Source organism: Parasphingorhabdus sp. (genome assembly GCF_036568145.1).
Classification (GTDB): domain Bacteria; phylum Pseudomonadota; class Alphaproteobacteria; order Sphingomonadales; family Sphingomonadaceae; genus Parasphingorhabdus.
The window spans coordinates 87,059-102,078 of record NZ_DATCTC010000027.1; the positions used below are offsets into that span (position 1 = coordinate 87,059).

Here is a 15,020-nt window from a genome sequence, read left to right on the forward strand (position 1 = left end):
TTTCTTAACACAATATGGTTAAATCTCGGTCGTATCGGACGATCAGGCAAAAGCCAAATGGTTAAACGGGGCAAATAATAGCGATGAATGACAACGGTGAAAAGGCGGTGCAACGCACCCATCGTTTTGGATTAAAGGCGCAACTTTTACTGTTGTTGTTCGTCCTGAACCTGGTTGCCGCAATCGCCTATTCGGCAGTGTTATATTATGTTGACCGGGACCAGATTATCTCCGGAATAGACGGGCGATTGCGCACGGCGGCCCATGCGGTGCGGGAAATTGTTCCCGATGGCTATCATCAACGCATCAATGATGAAAACTCGATCTCCAGCAGCGAGTTTAACCAGTTGCAAGATCGTATGTCGCGTTTTGCGGAGCGTTCCGATCTTGATTATGTTTATAGTTACATGTTGTTCGGCGATGAAATCCACACCGTTTCAACCAGTGCAACGCCCGCAGAAATCAAGGCGGGGACGCAAACCGGCTTTTTCGATTATTATGAAAGCGCGCCGCAGGCTTTGTATCAAAGCTTTCGGGATGGCCAGATACGCTTTGATGAATATAGCGATTCCTTTGGGCGTTTTCGTTCCATTTACCTTCCGGTTAAAGCGCAGGATGGCCGGACATATGTGATCGGCGCGGATGTCAGCCTGGCGATACTGGATGACCGGCTATTTGCTGCACTGATTGAATCGGTTCGTGTCGGGCTGGCGATGTTTGTGCTGTCCATGGCGATTGGCTGGTTGCTTATCAGCCGGATTGTCGGGCCATTGTTAAAACTGACCAGCTTTACCCGCAACATGGAACAGAACAGCTTTCAACCGGATGTGGAGGAGATGGAGGAGATCAAGGCAATTAGCGGATCTCGCCGGGACGAGGTCGGGTCCCTTGCCGACGCCATGGCGACCATGATCGCGCGACTGCAACGCTATCTGGTCGAGATGGAGGCAGCAACAGCGGCGCGCGAGCGGGTCGAGGGTGAGCTGACCGCCGCGCGGGATATCCAGATTGGCATGCTGCCCCGCAAATTCCCGCCCTTTCCGGAGCGCAAAGATATTGATGTTTATGCCTTGCTGGAATCGGCAAAGGAAGTGGGCGGCGATTTATATGATTATACTTTGATTGACGAAAACCGGCTGTTTTTCGTGGTTGGAGACGTGTCTGGCAAGGGCGTTCCCGCCGCTTTGTTCATGGCCATGACGACGACATTGTTCAAAGCCACTGCGCTCAATGCCAAGAGCACCGGCGAAATTATGGAACGGGTCAATGCAGAGCTTTCCCGCGATAATGCAGCCGAAATGTTCGTGACCGCATTTTGCGGCATACTCGACCTCAGAACCGGCGAAGTGGAATATAGTGACGGCGGCCATGAAGCGCCCTTTATCGTGCATGCGGACGGATCGGTTGAACGGATGGCGAAACAGCCCGGCATGGCGCTGGGCGTATTTGACGATGTGCCTTACATGACGGACCGCTTCACGATGCAGCCGGGCGACGCGCTGGTCATGTTTACCGACGGCGTGTCAGAGGCCGAGAACGCCGATCAGGCGCTTTTCACCACCGACAGGATTGATAGCGCGCTGGCCCAGGCAAAGTCCAAACCATCCGCCAGATTCGTGGCTGAAGGTCTGGTCGGCAGCGTCCACAGCTTTGCCGGCGGTGTGCCGCAATCCGATGATATTGCGATATTGGTGATTTGCTTTGAAGGCGCGGCGAAGGTGGGTGGACCTGAAATTTCCTAAAGCATCGTCACCCCATAACCCCCACTCGTCCCCGCGCAGGCGGGAATCCAGCTTTCTAATTCAGTAGATTGCGGCTTTGTCCTAGGCCGCGTGGACAAATTCCGGAGATAAATTACCGTCGGCGTTCAGGATGTTTTCTGCGGCTCCAAAGCGACAGTTTGTGGGTGGTTTGCTGACTGACAGCTTTTATCTCGATACGACCACTCAAACATAGCTCAACGCCTAGAGCTTCGTGCTGACGCCTAGCAAATGCAGAACCAGCAAAATTACAAAAATCACGGCAGCTCCATACGCCAGATACATCGCAAAACCAGCGACCCCGCCCAAACCAAGTAATGCCGCAATGATAGCGATGACTAGGAATATGATTGCATAGCGTAACATTAAAAATCTCCATGACCATTGACGATGTAGATAGAACTCCGATCGGTCATATAGGTTGCACAGGTATGATCTATCGCCTTGCCAGTTAAACTACAAAGAGAGATAGTCTGTCGGACAACAAACGACAGGGTCGACTCGACAGCAATACCGTTTGGCCTGCCCCATTAGGGTAGGCGATGATCCTTTCTCTTTGTTTGATGATGGTTTCGGCTCTGCCAAAGTAGGCATCGGCGGGGGCAGCGGGGCATTCCGCTCCCGGCCCATTACGAGCCTTCATGTTCTGTCCGATTTAATGGCAGGTTTCAGGTAATAGAAGTTTCGCGCTAAACGACCGCCTTCGGGGCGATACCGGACAAGCAGGTGCCAGCGTTGAAACCCGCGTCATAGCAGACGTTGAAACGACCTATCGAATTTGTCCACGCGGCCTAGCTGGATTCCCGCCTACGCGGGAATGACGGTGTTGGGATGATTAGGATTCTCCAACACTTAACCCCCTAACCCAGCACCATCCGGGGCTGTTCGATCCCCTGCATCTTTTTGAGGTAATGGCGCATATCGCCGATGACCTGCTGCAATCCAGATTCCGGTGTTGGCGTCATGGTCTTCGCTTTGGCCATCAAGGAACAGGCTTCGGTTTCCCACGGGAAGAACACAAATTCCGCATCGGCAAGGTGCATCCAGAATATCGGATAGGGGCGTCCGAACATCACGCCCTTCAATTCCTCGCTACCGACATGATAGAGCGCGGCCATCTCCCTGTTTTTCGCGGTCAGCAATATATCGACCAGCTCGATCGACAGCACCAGCGAGGATGGCCGTGAATATTTTGACAGGCGGAAACCAAGGTCAATATCCGGACCGATAAAATCGATATGCTGCCCCCCGTCATCGCTCGACAATTCGGGAATATCTATTTCGATATTCTGGCCATTGAAATCGGCAAGCCAGGCCGTGCCTTTCAGGCGCAAGGGCAAAGTCTGGTAATGGCGATCCTCGTATAGCTGCATGGTGCGCAGCAAGGCACAGAGGATGGCCGTCATTTCTTCGGGGCTGGAGGGCTGCGCCACGAAAATCAGTTCATCACCCATGACTTTCCAGACATCGACCGCCGGTGTCGAACCTTCATCATCCAGAAATTCAAAGCCGACCTGACCCGCCAGCATCAACGGGAAGTTGGTAAAAAATGTGCGGAATGTGTCGAGCCAGTCGGCGCTGTCCTTGCCGGTGAAGCGTGCCTTGAACTGCGTAGACCCGACCATGTCGACCGAAAGAAACAGCCGCGGTGCGGATTGGCCTGTTGCTGTTTTTCCAGCCATTTTCGCTGATCCCCCCTGCCCTGCCTTACTCTTAGAAACTGGCTATTGCCGATGCCAGGAAACCTGCCCGGCCATTGCGGCCCGCTTCATTGATCCCCGAATAGTTGGTATCGACATAGCTCGCCGATATGGTCAGCCAGTCGCGCGAATAGGAAATGCCGGCTTCCCAATCCCATTTATTGTCATAAGCCCCGTTTTCACGGCCGCCGCGCAGATTGACCGTATAGGGCGTGTTCGGAATGCCGACACTGGCCCCCGCGCCAAGATAGAGATTATCGACCGCATTATCCTGATCGGGGGTAAAAGCCATCACCATCTCGACCTGTGCCGGACCGATGGTTTTTCCCACAATACCCTGAAGTTCCAGGTAATTTACGTCATTGCCGCCGGGATAGGCATAATAATACAGGCTCGCCGAATATTCCAGCCCGCCTGCTTCGCCCGCATAGCCGCCATAGAGATCAAGCTCTACATCAGACCCGGCATATTCCTCGATTGTTGTCGCCCACGCGCCTGCAAAAAAGCCGGATTGATGGTAAAGATCGACCCCGCCCTGCAAGGCAGGATCACGATCAGAGAAGCTGACCCCGCGGAAACGGTAATCGCTGACAACGCCGACATTAAACGACAGGTCAAGCGCCGGAGGAGGGGAAAGGTCCGAGCCGGAGCCTTGTGCACTGGCAGCATTTGACCAACATATCGAGGAAAGAACCAATCCGCTACACATCATCAATTTACAGATTTTTCCTGTCGCTCGTGCCGTCATTAATATTGCCCCATTTCTATAAACGATCTCGCTAACATAATGACATTGGGATAAATATACGTAAATATCAGTTTATGGTTTTTGCTTTGGGCAAACGCGCCCTTACTTTTCGCGCGCCGTTGACCTTCTGTCTAATTACAGCGCGGCTTAACGCTCTGCCTCTGTAGGGCATTTCAAACTTATCTGGTCCACGCGCCATTGCCGTTCGGGAAGTACATTGGAATCGATTCCGCGCCATTCATCCACAGAGATATTTCCGATCTGGACCAGAATATAGCGCCCGCTTTCACGCATCTGGATTTTGGCATCCGGATATTGCCGCAGCAATGCTTGTTCAAGTTCAAGCGCATCGTCCGCGATATCATCATTTTCCAATTCGCGGGGCATCCCGTCAATCAGCTCTGCCGTCGCGATGCGGAGGTTTTTAATACCATCGCGCAATATCTCGAAAGAAATAAAGCCCGCTGCGACCGCGTCGGCCCACCAATATCCCAGACCGACGCCCATAACGCCGACAATGCCCGCCAGCCCGGTCATCCAGTCCGCTTTTTGCATCAGGGCATCCGTATGCAGAACCTTGTCCTGTATTTTCTCTGCTATCGGATGCTTCATATAACCCAATATGACCGGCGGAATGACCGAATAGAGTAACGCCGCGATCATCAGCCAGCCGAGCCAGATTGTATGGCCAAATATCGTAATCGGTCCAATCGTCGGATGCTCTTGCATCAACAGGGTTTTTGCAGCTTCAAACAAAAGGAATCCGCCAACGCCGGTCAGGGTCACTGCTGCAATCAAAAAGGCGAGACTGTTAACCCGCCGATAGCCGAAGCGGAATTTTTGGTTTGGTTCCCGTTTTTCGAAATGCAGGGCGATCAGGAAGACGATCGCTGGCACCAGGCTTAACACATCCTCGATCCATGCGGACTTCATCGCCTGGCTCGATCCCATCACCAGCCCCATGACAAGGACGATTGAGCCAGTCCATAGCAAGGTCCAGATTTCCAGCCGCCGCGCCTTGGCAATATCTTGGGCAATAGCTTCGGGGATGGCTGGAGGAGTGACTGGGGGAACTCCGCTGTCGCTGCTCATTGCTGTTTGACCGTTTCGGCAATCGCCATGATCCAGCGATTTTCACCATTGCGGGCCGCCGCACGCAATACCGGCTCGTCATCCGCCGGATCGCCGCCATCCAAAGCTTTGCTTAGCCAGACCTGCCGCCTCCAGGGGCTTTTTCTGGCAAAGGGTCCGATAACAATGTCAAGCTGCCCGTTTTTAAGCTTTTTCAACAAATGTTCCGCGTCTCCGCGACCGGGTTCGGCAGAGGCACCTGTCTTGCTTTCCATGATTTGCACAAATCCCTCAATTGCTTCGGGATGTGTGCCCTCAACAATGCCGACACGCAGCTGCCCGCTCTCCTTCACGCGGGCCAGCGTCTGTTCCGGATCAGCGGGCACAGCATCGCAGCCGGGCAAGAAGAGGGGAAACATCAAAAGGAAAGCGGCGCGCATGGTGGGAATAAACCCAGAACTGCGCGAACGGTTCCCGGCCATCAGGATGCGGTTTCGGTGCCTCCGGTTTTCGGACCTGATTTTATGCAACTTTTGCACGGTAACCGCGTTTATATTCAATCTATGGAGCAAATATATGACCCAATCAAATGACGCTAATCCCAGAGGAAAATACGGGAATCCTTCCGAAATCCTTAACGATAACAGTCTTGACCATGACACAAAACTTGAATTGCTGCAAAGCTGGCAATCCGATGTCGATCATATGCTGGAATCAGAATCCGAAGGCATGGGCGCAGAAGACCCGATGAGCGCCGAGCGCGAATCCAGCCTTGCCGAGGAAGCACAGCAAGTCAGCAAGGCACTAGAAACATTGCTGGATAAAGCTGAACACTAACAAAAGGGGCTGGCCCAGCGCCCTGTCAGGTGCTGGGCCAGCCCCATATATAATCGGGCCAAAATCTGTGGCGCTTTATTCTTGGCGCTTTGTTACGCCGCCTTTTCCAGCTCTTCACGAGGGCCGAAAAATTCGAAATGCACCTGTGATGAGGGAATACCCCAGAGCAGCAAATCCTGATAAATATTGATCATGAAAGGCTTGGGACCACAGAAATAATAATCTGCATGGCGGTCCGGAACCATTGATTCAATCAACTCCGCATCAACAAAGCCGGTCGAGCAATTTTCGTCCGGCAAATCGGCATCCGGCGCGAGATCGCTATAACGATAATGGACCTTGAGATTGGGATGCTTGGCCGAAAATTCGTCAATCACGGATTTGAACGGCTGGACCTCGTCGGTCAGACAGCCGTGGATCAGGATTATTTCTCGATCCGGCATCGCCTCCAGCGTCGTTTTCAATATGCTCATGATCGGGGTGATGCCAATTCCCGCAGCCAAGAGGACAAGCGGACGTTCATGCCGGTCCTTGACGTTCAGGAAAAACTCGCCGCAGGGCGGGCCGATTTCCAGCGTGTCACCCTGCTCTATATTATCATGCAGCATGTTCGAAACAAAGCCGTCCGGCGCTCCGTCGACGAGGGCAAGCTCGCGCTTCACGCTGATACGGAAATAGTCGCGGCCCGGTTTGTTTGACAGGCTGTAATTGCGCATGGTGGTCGAGCCATCGGGGGTTGGCACCCGGATCGTGATATACTGGCCCGGCATAAAGTCCGGCAAGGGACCGCCATCTTCCGGCTTCAGATAGAAAGACGCAATATTGCTGCTTTCCTTGTCTTTTCTGTCCACCTTGAACTTGCGGAAACCTTCCCAGCCGCCGTCCTTGGTCGCGCTATCGCTGTATATCTGTTTTTCGCGGCCAACCAGAATATCGGTCAGAAAGCCATAAGCCTCTGCCCAGGCGTTAATGACATCATCGGTAGCCCCGTCGCCCAGCACTTCCTTGATCGAAGCGAGCAGGTTTTCGCCAACAATCGGATAATGTTCCGGCTTAATCATCAAGGAGACATGCTTGTTGGCGATCAACTCAACCGCGTCGCCCAGAACCTCAAGATTATCAATATTGGCCGCATAGGCACATATCGCACCGGCAAGAGCGCGTTGCTGCGTTCCCTTGGTCTGGTTTGCGGGGTTGAAAAACGGACCCACTTCCGGGTTGTGGGAGAACATGCGCTGGTAAAAATGCCTGGTCAGCGTTTCGCCATGTTCCTGCAAAATGGGGGCGGTGGATTTCACGATGGCAATGGTGTTCTGGCTTAACAAATGTCTATCCTCTTTAAAGATGTATATTAATTACTTCTTTTTGATAGGGCTATAAGGGAGCTCTGGCAAGCGTAAATTGCAGAAAATTTCGGATACCTGTTTTAGCTTAGTTTTCCGCCATATATCGGTGCTATTAACGGCCAGGTTCCGGCTATCCGGGTTTCCCGTCCGCGCGCCTGGCGAGATAGATTCGCGCCTGTTTCAAAGCCCATGGCGTGACGAGCAGAATCCAGATGATACCGGCCAGGACAAGCCAGTGGCCATGCTCCCCGCGAAGCCCGGCGACGATCCTTGCCAGCGCGGATAATTCTATCCCCCAAAAGGCAATCCACGCCGCCCGGTTCATGGTGAGCGGTCTTCCCGAATGGCCTTGGGTCACGCGCGTGACCATGGCGATTATCAAGCTCCCCGCCATGCCGATATAAATTGCATGAACAGGCGCCTTGCCAGGACTGAAATCAAAACCTGAAAGTCCGGCATAATGGCCGAGTGCGATCAACCCAAATCCGACCGGCGCCCATGCAAAGCCCCATATCAGTACCATGAGAAGTCCCGGCGCATCGCCTCTTGGCCACCAGCGCCAAAGCATGATGGCCGTGAGCATGCACAGGGCGAGCGCCCCGATAAATTGCAACTGCGCGCTATCAATGATCGGCGCAAGCATCAGCGGGATCAGGAAAACCCATACCAGTGCCAGCACCCAATAGGGCCGCCAGCGCACATAACCGGCCACCACATTACCGGCAAAAAACGGGATCATCCTGTGTACGACGGTCAGAAATACCGGCAGCATAAAGCCGAATGTGCCGATGCTATTTGCCAGCAAATAGGCGCGACCGTCCAGCGTCAGCAGAAAATATGCGGAAAAACAGAGCCCCGACAGCCCTAAGCAAAGAGCGGTAAAGGCCGACCAGGCATGCCATGTTGGCCCCTTATCGCTGCGCGTTTCGGCGGCCAATATGACAGCCAGATGCCACAATGCGATCAGCCAGCCCAACCCGGCAATGGCAAGCGCTGCCACAAGCCACAGGGCATTGTCGCCGATAAGCGCACCCCAGGCGATGATGGTGGCAAGGAAAAACGCACTGCCGATCGGCGCATATTGCCTCCGCTGCAAATCGGCAAAGCCGCTCCAACGGGGAAATACGGTTAGCAGAAAGCCGAAAAAGAAAGCGGGTAACATCAGATAAAGCATCACCGGCGCATGAAGAAATGTCGCCGGAACCGCGCCGGAAACCATGCCAAAAGGTAAGATATAAAGATTAATAAGCGCTGCGGTCCACCATAGCATCAGGAACGCGAAATTCAGCACGCCGGTCAGGAACAAGAGACGATGGGCCGCTGCAAAGATGATCGCCAGAAATCCGCGCATCAGATAAGCCCGTGACTGCCCGCCACAGCGCCCATGATCGTTATGATCCCGAACAGCGTCAGAACCCGGTGCAACATCTCCATCCTGGCAAAATCACGGCCCGGTTTGGTCGATTCCTTCATCCGGCGGTGCAGGAACAATGGCTCCGCAATGAACAGCATGACCATGAAGATGAGCCAGAGGATAACCATCGCGTGCATCCACCAGTAACGGATATCCAGAAAGCGGTCCCACAGATCAACCCGCCAGGTCATCCAGAATCCGCTCGCCCCGGCCAGCAAAACCCATATTTTGGCTTGCCACGCAAAACCGTTTTCCAGCCCGTGAAATACGGACAAACGATCTTCCCCCTCCGATTGCCGCCGGATCGCAGGCATGGCAACCATAGTCACGAACGCTACCCCGCCCATCCACAGCACTATGCTGGCGACGTGAATTACCCGCGCTATCGTGTAGTCATCCATATCGCTCTCTTCTATACCAGATGCGGCATGAGAGGGGGATAGCCCAGAATAGTCAAGGTTGATTTGATATATATCAAATACATCTTTTAAGTTTCCGGGTGCAAGCATTGCACTCCATTGCGCCCTATTTCCGTTAGCACTCAGCCTGACGAAGGACGCCTCTGAAAAAAGCATAGTATCAAGACCTGAATCATCCTTCGACAAGCTCAGGATTAACGGGGGAACATGATATCCCGGGAAGTTCCCAAAAATAAACCCCGGTGTAAGGGGCACCGGGGTATCAGTAGGTTGGTAAAAGGGGCCGCTTGATTGGGGTTTGCGGCTCTGCTGTTACTTGGAGCTAACGACCATAGCGGTTTCTTTAAGCTTGCCCGCTTTGGCCTGTGCGATCAGAGAGACTTTTGCCTGCTTGGCGGACACGCTGGCTTCTTTGACGCAGTTGCCGTGATCGGTCATTTCGCGAAGATTCATACGCCCGTAACTGCCGCACACTTTCCGGACCGCGCCTTTGATACGGCCATCGAAAATCTGCTGTCCTTCGGCACTGGCCAGATCAAGGTCGCCATAGCTTACTTCAACGGACTTGGTGATACGGTTCTGTGCGCTTGCGCCAACAGAGAAGCCGGTCACGGATACGGCGATGGCTGCGGCGGCGAACAGGCTCTTGTTCAATATGGAATTTTTCATTGATTTCACTCCTCATTTATAATTCTTGAGGCAGGCCAGAAAATCGGGGTCTGACCTGCCCGTATATCCCTGCTGAAAGAGGGACCGGGTTATGAGAACGGGAGCAGTTTGTTTCAGCCAGATCGGGGAAGGACCTGGTGGCTTATGCTGTTGCTCCCGCCTCGTATTCTTGGATACGACAAGGCGGGGCGGAGAGCATTCGAACTTCTATAAACGGCGATTATTATCGACGGGCAGCGAAAGGCTTCGACCAACGACAACGGGGCGTCGATCAACGTAACAAAACGTAACTTTTGTTACTATTCAATATGTTACCAATGACACCGAATCACGATGAAACACGGCGAAACACGATCAACCGCAGTGAGTATATGTCAAAAAGCGTTAAATCAGTCCGGACAGGGGACTTGACGGGTCGGCATACATGCGCCGTCCCATACGGCCCGACAGATAGGCTTCGCGTCCGGCCTCAACCGCCAGCTTCATCGCACGGGCCATTCGCACCGGCTGCTTGGCTTCGGCAATGGCGGTGTTCATCAGAACACCGTCGCAGCCCAGCTCCATGGCAACGGCGGCATCGCTGGCGGTTCCGACACCGGCATCGACCAGTACCGGCACATTGGCGCCCTCTACAATCAAACGGATCGTTACCCGGTTTTGTATCCCCAGCCCCGATCCGATCGGCGCACCCAGCGGCATGACCGCGACGGCACCGGCATCTTCCAACTGTTTCGCGGCAATCGGATCATCGACGCAATAGACCATCGGCTTGAAACCTTCGTTGGCCAGCACTTCGGTCGCGGCCAGAGTTTCACGCATATTGGGGTAAAGCGTCTTCGCCTCGCCCAGCACTTCCAGCTTCACAAGTTCCCATCCGCCCGCTTCGCGTGCCAGCCGCAACGTGCGAATGGCGTCATCGGCATTAAAACAGCCTGCGGTATTGGGGAGATAAGTGATTTTCTTTGGATCAATATAGTCTGTCAGCATGGGCTGGTTACGATCCATGACATTTACGCGCCGCACGGCGACGGTCACAATCTCTGCACCCGCAGCTTCCACGGCTGCGGCATTTTCTTCAAAATTCTTGTATTTGCCGGTGCCAACAATCAGACGCGATTTGAAATTCAGCCCCGCAACGCTCCAGCCATCAGTCGCCGGACCGTCATCTGCACCGCCCTTATTATCGGCATGATCGCCGCCGCCGACGAAATGGACGATTTCCAGTTCATCACCGTCTTCCACCGTAACATCGGCCAGGGTCGAGCGCGTCACGATCTCCCGGTTCCGCTCTACGGCCACTTTCCCCGGGTCAAGATCCAGCGAGCGGACAAGGTCGGCAACAGACATTCCGCCTGCAATCCGCTTTTGATCACCATTTAACTGAATTGAAATTTCCGGCATAACCAATGTTTCCATACTGTTTGATCTCGCTTTTCGGAATCGAGCCCTTTAAAGAGGCCATATAAACAGGTACGCGGTGCCGCAACCAAAAGCACGAGATGGGGGACATTATATTGTCACAGGGAAAGAGCGCACGAAAGACCGTTTTTGTCCTTAATGGCCCGAACCTCAATTTACTGGGGATGCGGGAACCGGAAATCTATGGGTCCGACACGCTGGATGATATAGCCGGGCGGCTGGAAGATCAGGCGCAGGAAATGGGTCTGGAAGTTGATATCCGCCAAAGCAACCATGAAGGCCATCTGGTCGACTGGCTGCATGAAGCGGCTGCCGAGGAGGCGCTAGCGGTCATCCTGAATGCCGGGGCGTTTACCCATAGTTCCATCGCACTTTATGACGCTATACTGGCCATAGACGTGCCGGTTATAGAAGTGCATTTATCCAATCCAGCGGCGCGGGAAGAATTTCGGCACAAAAGTTTGATTGCCCCGGTTGCAAAAGGCACGATTTGCGGCTTTGGTGCGCTCAGCTACGAATTGGCGCTTCACGCCACCCGAAAATTATAAAACAATATCTAAATTTCAATAATGGGAACCAGTAATGGCCGCAAAAAAAGACAAAGATGATAGCATGAATGTCGACCTAGACATTGTTCGGGAGCTTGCCGGGATATTGAATGACGCCGGTTTAAGCGAAATTGAAGTCGAGGATGACGACCGCAGAATCCGCGTCTCTCGTAATATTGGTGGCGGATATGCAGCGGTTCAGGCTGTTGCAGCACCCGCGCCCGCACCAGCCGCATTACCTGCCGAAGCCGCAGCTCCCCCCGCTGACGATCATGCCGGCGCGCAGAAATCACCAATGGTTGGAACCGTTTACCTTGCCCCCGATCCGGATGCCGCCAATTTTGTAAGCGTGGGCGACAAGGTTACTGCGGGTGACACTTTGTTGATCGTGGAAGCGATGAAAGTGATGAACCCTATCGCCGCTGAAAGCAGTGGCACAATAAAAGCAATATTGGTCGAAAACGGCCAGCCGGTCGAATATGACCAACCGCTGGTTGTGATTGCGTAGATGGGGCTTAGCGCATGACCATCAATAAAATCCTGATCGCCAATCGCGGCGAAATCGCACTTCGTATCCTGCGCGCCGCCCGTGAACTTGGTATCGATACCGTTGCCGTTCACAGCACCGCGGACGAAGATGCAATGCATGTGCGGCTGGCGCATGAGGCCATCTGTATCGGCCCGCCTGCCGCTGCTGACAGTTATCTCAGCATACCGGCGATTATTTCTGCGGCGGAAATCAGCGGGGCGGATGCCATTCACCCCGGCTATGGCTTCCTGTCCGAAAATGCCAATTTTGCCGAAGTGGTCGAAGCGCACGGCATTAAATGGATTGGTCCCAAGCCCGAACATATCAAAATCATGGGCGACAAGGTTGCGGCCAAAAAAACCGCTGGCGACCTCGGCATTCCGCTTGTCCCCGGCTCTGATGGCGCGGTCAGCGATATAGAAGTTGCCAAACAGGTTGCGGCAGAGGTGGGCTATCCGGTCATCATCAAGGCCGCATCGGGCGGCGGCGGGCGCGGGATGAAAGTCGTGAACAGCGAGGCCGAGCTGGAAACCCAGATGCAGCAAGCCGGCACCGAAGCCAAAGCCGCTTTCGGCGACGCGACCGTCTATATCGAAAAATATCTCGGCGATCCGCGCCATATCGAGTTTCAGGTTTTTGGCGACGGACGCGGCAATGCCATTCACCTTGGCGAGCGCGATTGTTCATTGCAACGCCGGCACCAGAAAGTGCTGGAAGAAGCGCCGTCACCGGTCATCAGCGCAGAACAACGCGCCAGAATGGGTAAAGTCTGCGTCGATGCCATGAAAGGCATGCAATATCGCGGGGCGGGCACGATCGAGTTTCTTTACGAGAATGGCGAATTTTACTTCATCGAAATGAACACACGCCTTCAGGTCGAGCATCCGGTAACCGAAATGATTACCGGCTTTGATCTGGTGCGCGAGCAAATCCGCATTGCCGATGGCCGCGACCTTTCTGTCAAACAGGAAGACCTGGAGTTCAAGGGCCACGCGATTGAATGCCGGATCAATGCTGAAAATCCGAAAACCTTTGCTCCTTCCCCCGGCAAGGTTGTCAGCTATCACGCACCGGGCGGTATGCATGTCCGCGTCGACAGCGGGCTTTATGCCGGATATACGATCCCGCCTTATTATGACAGCATGATCGCGAAGCTCATTGTATATGGCCGGACAAGGGATGGATGCATGATGCGGCTGGCCCGCGCGCTGGATGAATTTGTCATCGAAGGCGTGGAGACCACCATCCCGCTCCATCAAAAGCTGGTTTATGACGAGGGCTTCCAGTCGGGTGAATATACGATCAAATGGCTGGAAGAATGGCTGGAGAAGGCTGACGAAGACTAGATTCAGGTGGGGATGACGGTTTTTGAGGGGCCGGGATATAGCTGCCCGTTCATATAAGCGGAACCTTTCCTGAATATTACAGCACGGTTCAGCTATCTGTCAGAGTAAGCGGTCTATAACTTGTTCCCTAGACGCGGCGAAGAGAGTCGCTATGGTGAGGAGCAAAGCTATGCGACTATTTTTTATATCCAGCCTGATGGCAGCCACAATTATGACCCCGGCCGCAGCTTCGGCCGCTAATGTCACGCCCAATGTGAACCAGACCGGTTCTGTGATAGCAGCGGATTTGACAGGCAATGCCGCGCTGCAACGCGATGGCCGTTCCGAACGCCGGGCTGATCGCGGCAATCGTGGTTCCGGTAACCGCGATGCACGGCGCGCAGCACGATCCGAAGACCGCAATAATAGAGGCCGCGCCACCGTGCAGAGGAACCGCGACCGCACCACCTCTTGGCAAGAGCGCCGTTCAGCCGACAGGCAGAGCCGCCGCTATGCAGACAGAAACATTTCCCGCAGCCGTGCAGAGGCCAGCCGTTCCGACCGGCAAACCCGCCGGGATATGGCCCAGCGTAACGAACGCCGCGTGGAACGCCGCACCGACGTCCGCCGTGACCGTAACCAGGACCGCCGGGTAGATCGGCGCGATAACCGCCGTTGGGACCGTGAAAACGCATGGACAGACCGCAATCGCACTGTCCGTAACGACCGCCGCAGAGACAACGACCGCCGCTGGGCCAATGACCGCCGCGATAATTATCGTGACAGAAACCGCAACACTCGACAATGGAACCGGGGATGGCGCAATGACAACCGCTATAACTGGCGGTCATATCGCAGCTCGAACCGGCACTATTATCGTCCAGGCCGTTACTACGCGCCCGTTCGGAGCCATAATTACCGGCGCTGGAGCATCGGGATTTCTCTGGGATCGGCCTTTTACGGGTCGCGCTACTGGATAAACGATCCGTGGCGTTACCGCCTGCCGCCCGCTTACGGCAGCTATCGCTGGATCCGCTATTATGACGATGTGCTGTTGATCGACACCTATAATGGCCGTGTGGTCGATGTGATCTACGACTTTTTTTACTAGACAAGCCGTTCCTCAAAAACCCGCTTCGTCGATGAAGGCCCGTAATCAGCGATGATTGCGGGCCTTTAGTTATTTTACCGGCTATATTTCCCTTGAAACCGTTTTCCGCTCGTTCCAAACATGT

General features: G+C 54.1%; 16 protein-coding genes. 6 read left to right on the forward strand and 10 right to left on the reverse strand.

The window, feature by feature from the left end; translation table 11 throughout:
- The first annotated feature begins 83 nt into the window (after positions 1–83).
- Positions 84–1,742 carry a PP2C family protein-serine/threonine phosphatase gene (locus VIN76_RS09670; RefSeq protein WP_332041636.1) on the forward strand — a complete coding sequence of 553 codons (1,659 nt, stop codon included), beginning with the start codon at positions 84–86 and terminating at the stop codon, positions 1,740–1,742.
- A 222-nt stretch (positions 1,743–1,964) separates the two neighbouring features.
- Here the strand turns inward: VIN76_RS09670 and VIN76_RS09675 are convergent, their stop codons facing one another.
- From VIN76_RS09675 to VIN76_RS09695, 5 genes are all read right to left on the reverse strand, one after another.
- Complete coding sequence (locus VIN76_RS09675; protein WP_332041637.1) at positions 1,965–2,126, reverse strand: DUF1328 domain-containing protein; 162 nt, start codon at positions 2,124–2,126, stop codon at positions 1,965–1,967.
- A gap of 494 nt (positions 2,127–2,620) precedes the next feature.
- Entirely contained in the window at positions 2,621–3,442 is an 822-nt protein-coding gene (locus VIN76_RS09680; RefSeq protein ID WP_332041638.1) for a hypothetical protein, read from the reverse strand.
- Positions 3,443–3,473: 31 nt separating this feature from the next.
- Positions 3,474–4,208 (reverse strand): TorF family putative porin, encoded by a 735-nt coding sequence (locus tag VIN76_RS09685; protein ID WP_332041639.1) that lies wholly within the window; start codon positions 4,206–4,208, stop codon positions 3,474–3,476.
- Between the two features lie 147 nt (positions 4,209–4,355).
- Positions 4,356–5,300 carry a cation diffusion facilitator family transporter gene (locus VIN76_RS09690; protein WP_332041640.1) on the reverse strand — a complete coding sequence of 315 codons (945 nt, stop codon included), beginning with the start codon at positions 5,298–5,300 and terminating at the stop codon, positions 4,356–4,358.
- Positions 5,297–5,719, reverse strand: a complete 423-nt coding sequence (locus tag VIN76_RS09695) for a hypothetical protein (RefSeq protein WP_332041641.1) — start codon at positions 5,717–5,719, stop codon at positions 5,297–5,299. The genes VIN76_RS09690 and VIN76_RS09695 overlap by 4 nt, the downstream gene beginning before the upstream one ends.
- 136 nt (positions 5,720–5,855) lie before the next feature.
- Here VIN76_RS09695 and VIN76_RS09700 point away from each other — a divergent pair, with 136 nt between their 5' ends.
- Positions 5,856–6,116, forward strand: a complete 261-nt coding sequence (locus VIN76_RS09700) for a hypothetical protein (protein WP_332041642.1) — start codon at positions 5,856–5,858, stop codon at positions 6,114–6,116.
- 92 nt (positions 6,117–6,208) lie between these two features.
- On the opposite strand, the gene hmpA is transcribed toward VIN76_RS09700, so the two are convergent.
- The 5 genes from hmpA to thiS all read right to left on the reverse strand — a co-directional run bounded on the left by hmpA (position 6,209) and on the right by thiS (position 11,365).
- The gene (hmpA, locus tag VIN76_RS09705) at positions 6,209–7,441 is read right to left on the reverse strand and encodes an NO-inducible flavohemoprotein (RefSeq protein ID WP_332041643.1); all 1,233 of its coding nucleotides are present in this window, start codon (positions 7,439–7,441) and stop codon (positions 6,209–6,211) included.
- 151 nt (positions 7,442–7,592) lie between these two features.
- The gene (locus VIN76_RS09710) at positions 7,593–8,813 is read right to left on the reverse strand and encodes an NnrS family protein (protein WP_332041644.1); all 1,221 of its coding nucleotides are present in this window, start codon (positions 8,811–8,813) and stop codon (positions 7,593–7,595) included.
- The gene (locus tag VIN76_RS09715; protein ID WP_332041645.1) at positions 8,813–9,277 is read right to left on the reverse strand and encodes a hypothetical protein; all 465 of its coding nucleotides are present in this window, start codon (positions 9,275–9,277) and stop codon (positions 8,813–8,815) included. Before VIN76_RS09715 ends, VIN76_RS09710 begins: the two co-directional genes overlap by 1 nt.
- Positions 9,278–9,607: 330 nt before the next feature.
- Positions 9,608–9,964, reverse strand: coding sequence for a UrcA family protein (locus VIN76_RS09720; protein WP_332041646.1), 357 nt, complete (start codon positions 9,962–9,964; stop codon positions 9,608–9,610).
- A 384-nt stretch (positions 9,965–10,348) separates the two neighbouring features.
- A complete protein-coding gene (thiS, locus tag VIN76_RS09725; RefSeq protein WP_332041647.1) occupies positions 10,349–11,365 on the reverse strand; it encodes a sulfur carrier protein ThiS in 1,017 nt (338 codons plus the stop codon).
- A 113-nt stretch (positions 11,366–11,478) separates the two neighbouring features.
- Here thiS and aroQ point away from each other — a divergent pair, with 113 nt between their 5' ends.
- From aroQ to VIN76_RS09745, 4 genes are all read left to right on the forward strand, one after another.
- On the forward strand, positions 11,479–11,931 hold the full coding sequence (gene aroQ, locus VIN76_RS09730; RefSeq protein WP_332041648.1) for a type II 3-dehydroquinate dehydratase: 453 nt from the start codon (positions 11,479–11,481) through the stop codon (positions 11,929–11,931).
- A 34-nt stretch (positions 11,932–11,965) separates the two neighbouring features.
- Positions 11,966–12,439, forward strand: a complete 474-nt coding sequence (gene accB, locus VIN76_RS09735; protein WP_332041649.1) for an acetyl-CoA carboxylase biotin carboxyl carrier protein — start codon at positions 11,966–11,968, stop codon at positions 12,437–12,439.
- Positions 12,440–12,453: 14 nt separating this feature from the next.
- A complete protein-coding gene (accC, locus tag VIN76_RS09740) occupies positions 12,454–13,806 on the forward strand; it encodes an acetyl-CoA carboxylase biotin carboxylase subunit (RefSeq protein WP_332041650.1) in 1,353 nt (450 codons plus the stop codon).
- Between the two features lie 169 nt (positions 13,807–13,975).
- Complete coding sequence (locus VIN76_RS09745; RefSeq protein ID WP_332041651.1) at positions 13,976–14,896, forward strand: RcnB family protein; 921 nt, start codon at positions 13,976–13,978, stop codon at positions 14,894–14,896.
- Positions 14,897–15,020: the final 124 nt, after the last annotated feature.

Excerpts from the sequence above, each read along its gene's own strand:
- VIN76_RS09670 (WP_332041636.1), top strand. The coding sequence starts at position 84 with ATGAATGACAACGGTGAAAAGGCGGTGCAACGCACCCATCGTTTTGGA.
- VIN76_RS09675 (WP_332041637.1), bottom strand. The coding sequence starts at position 2,126 with ATGTTACGCTATGCAATCATATTCCTAGTCATCGCTATCATTGCGGCA.
- VIN76_RS09680 (WP_332041638.1), bottom strand. The coding sequence starts at position 3,442 with ATGGCTGGAAAAACAGCAACAGGCCAATCCGCACCGCGGCTGTTTCTT.
- VIN76_RS09685 (WP_332041639.1), bottom strand. The coding sequence starts at position 4,208 with ATGACGGCACGAGCGACAGGAAAAATCTGTAAATTGATGATGTGTAGC.
- VIN76_RS09690 (WP_332041640.1), bottom strand. The coding sequence starts at position 5,300 with ATGAGCAGCGACAGCGGAGTTCCCCCAGTCACTCCTCCAGCCATCCCC.
- VIN76_RS09695 (WP_332041641.1), bottom strand. The coding sequence starts at position 5,719 with ATGCGCGCCGCTTTCCTTTTGATGTTTCCCCTCTTCTTGCCCGGCTGC.
- VIN76_RS09700 (WP_332041642.1), top strand. The coding sequence starts at position 5,856 with ATGACCCAATCAAATGACGCTAATCCCAGAGGAAAATACGGGAATCCT.
- VIN76_RS09710 (WP_332041644.1), bottom strand. The coding sequence starts at position 8,813 with ATGCGCGGATTTCTGGCGATCATCTTTGCAGCGGCCCATCGTCTCTTG.
- VIN76_RS09715 (WP_332041645.1), bottom strand. The coding sequence starts at position 9,277 with ATGGATGACTACACGATAGCGCGGGTAATTCACGTCGCCAGCATAGTG.
- VIN76_RS09720 (WP_332041646.1), bottom strand. The coding sequence starts at position 9,964 with ATGAAAAATTCCATATTGAACAAGAGCCTGTTCGCCGCCGCAGCCATC.
- thiS (WP_332041647.1), bottom strand. The coding sequence starts at position 11,365 with ATGCCGGAAATTTCAATTCAGTTAAATGGTGATCAAAAGCGGATTGCA.
- accB (WP_332041649.1), top strand. The coding sequence starts at position 11,966 with ATGGCCGCAAAAAAAGACAAAGATGATAGCATGAATGTCGACCTAGAC.
- accC (WP_332041650.1), top strand. The coding sequence starts at position 12,454 with ATGACCATCAATAAAATCCTGATCGCCAATCGCGGCGAAATCGCACTT.
- VIN76_RS09745 (WP_332041651.1), top strand. The coding sequence starts at position 13,976 with ATGCGACTATTTTTTATATCCAGCCTGATGGCAGCCACAATTATGACC.